Origin of the sequence: Anaerovirgula multivorans (genome assembly GCF_900188145.1) — a bacterium.
Taxonomy (GTDB): domain Bacteria; phylum Bacillota; class Clostridia; order Peptostreptococcales; family Natronincolaceae; genus Anaerovirgula; species Anaerovirgula multivorans.
This window is the reverse complement of the sequence record NZ_FZOJ01000088.1, coordinates 1-2,368: the sequence shown is the minus strand read 5'-3', so window position 1 is coordinate 2,368 and position 2,368 is coordinate 1. Positions and strand designations below refer to the sequence as shown.

Sequence of the window (2,368 nt, the reverse complement as noted above, 5' to 3'; positions counted from 1 at the left end):
ATAGGAATCAGCGGAAATATCGCTTCTGATGCAGCGGCTGTCATCGTGCCATCTATAGCAGGAGCCATATTTTATGCTACAAAACGAAATCCACTGGTGGGGATCGCTGCAGGCTATGCAGCCGCCTGTGCAGGATTTTCTGCCAATCTATTGATTGCAGGTACAGATGCACTACTAGCCGGTATAACAGAAGAAGCTGCGAAAACCATTGATCCCAGTATGGTGATTAACCCAACGGTAAACTATTACTTTATGGTTGCGTCTACTTTCATACTGACCATTGCTGGTGTATGGGTAACCAAAAAGTATGTCACACCCTTAGCAGGACCCTATACACCTATAGGAGAAATAAAAGAAGACCAGAATTTAGAAGTAACAAAAGCTGAAAAAACTGGACTTAGCAAAGCAGGCATTGCCACGTTGATTTACTGGGGTCTCATTATTGCTAGCCTCCTTCCTAAGAACTCACCCCTTAGAAGTGATGCTGGAACCATTATTCCGTCACCTTTTATTAATGGCATTGTGCCCTTTATTTTCCTATGGTTTGTCATGATAGGGATTGTCTACGGCAGAGCTGTTGGGACCATTAAATCTGAAGCAGATGTTCCTAGATTAATGGGTACTGCTATGAAGGGAATGTCCGGCTACATTGTTCTGGTATTTGTTATCGCACAGTTTGTCAACTATTTTAATTGGACAAACCTAGGTATGGTGATATCAGTTAAACTAACAGATACCTTAACAGCCTTAAATTTCACAGGACTTCCCATGATCATTGGCGTTTTACTTATCAGTACCATTATCAATATATTTATAGGGAGCGGATCAGCAAAATGGGCACTATTGGCTCCAGTATTTGTCCCCATGTTTATGATGTTAGATTATTCACCAGCCTTTGCCCAGTTAGCCTATAGAATAGGAGATTCTACTACAAATGCCGTCACACCTTTATTTCCCTATTTTCCGATTTTATTAGGATTTATGAAGAAATATGATGATCGAGCAGGTGTTGGAACAGCAATGTCCTATATATTACCCTATACCTTGGTTTTCGGTGTAGTATGGATTGCACAATTAACCATTTGGTTTCTATTGGATTTACCACTGGGACCTGGAAGCAATATATTTATGTAAAGATTTCAAAAAAACAAAAGACCAAGAGAGCAAGTAGAAATAAAATAAAGGGGGAGACAAAGAGATGAACAGAATACAAGAAGTAACTCAAAAATATGAAGCGTTAATCGTAGATTATAGAAGAGATTTTCATAAACATCCAGAGCTAGCACATCAAGAACAAAGAACCGCTGAGAAAGCAGCAGAAGTTTTAGAGGGCTTAGGGATAGAGACCATAAGAAAGGTTGGAAAAACCGGTGTTGTTGGAATCTTAAAAGGCAAAGAAGAAGGAAAAGTCCTAGCCTTAAGAGCAGATATGGATGCCCTGCCCATACAAGAAGAGACAGGATTAACCTTTTCTTCTGTGAATAAAGAAGTGATGCATGCCTGCGGACATGATATGCATACCGCCATCCTTTTAGGCTGTGCCCATGTCTTGACAGAACTAAAAGAAGAAATCAAAGGAACCATCAAGTTTATATTTCAACCAGCAGAAGAAAACAACCCCATTGGAGGCGCACCAGGCATGATCGTGGATGGTGTTCTAGAAAACCCCAAGGTAGATGCCATGCTGGCTTTACATGTGTGGCCCCAATTAGAAACTGGAAGAGCAGCCATTAAAGAAGGACCTATCATGGGGGCCTCCGATAGAATCTTTATCACAATAAAAGGTAAAAGCAGTCACGGCTCCGAACCAGAAAACGGTGTCGATACCGTTGCTATCGCTTCAAATGTTGTCTCCGTGCTGCAATCTATTGTAGCTAGAAACATAGGACCTTTAGATGCTGCCGTGATCTCCATCTGCAAAATCCATGGAGGCATGAAATACAACGTCATTGCCGATAAAGTTGAACTAGAGGGTACCGTGAGAAGTATTGATCCTGAAATTCGAAACGCTATGCCAGAGAAAATAGAAAATCTAGTCAAGGGAGTCACCTCTGCTATGGGAGGAGACTACGAATTTAGCTATGTAAAGGGATATCCACCTACAATCAATGATGCTGACATGACAAACCTTGTGTTTAAAACGATGCAGGATGTACTAGGAGATGGAGCCCTTATTGCTGAAAAGGCAGCCCTTGGAGGAGAAGATTTTGCCTTCTTTGCAGAAAAAATACCTACAGCTTATTTTTGGCTGGGTTGTAGGGACAGAGAAATTCCTTTTAAAGATTTTGCACCGATCCATAACCCAAAATTCAACCCCGATGAAGATGCTTTGGCAGTAGGGGTGGAGTTAATGGTAGAAGCAGCTTTG

The 2,368-nt window shown here is 41.3% G+C and carries 2 protein-coding genes; both read left to right on the top strand.

The window, feature by feature from the left end; all coding sequences use genetic code 11:
• Positions 1-1,134, top strand: a 1,134-nt coding sequence (locus CHB72_RS25575; RefSeq protein WP_089285687.1) for an AbgT family transporter, incomplete at its 5' end; no start/stop codon positions are given.
• Between the two features lie 64 nt (positions 1,135-1,198).
• On the top strand, positions 1,199-2,368 hold a 1,170-nt coding region (locus tag CHB72_RS25570; RefSeq protein WP_089285686.1), incomplete at its 3' end, for a M20 metallopeptidase family protein.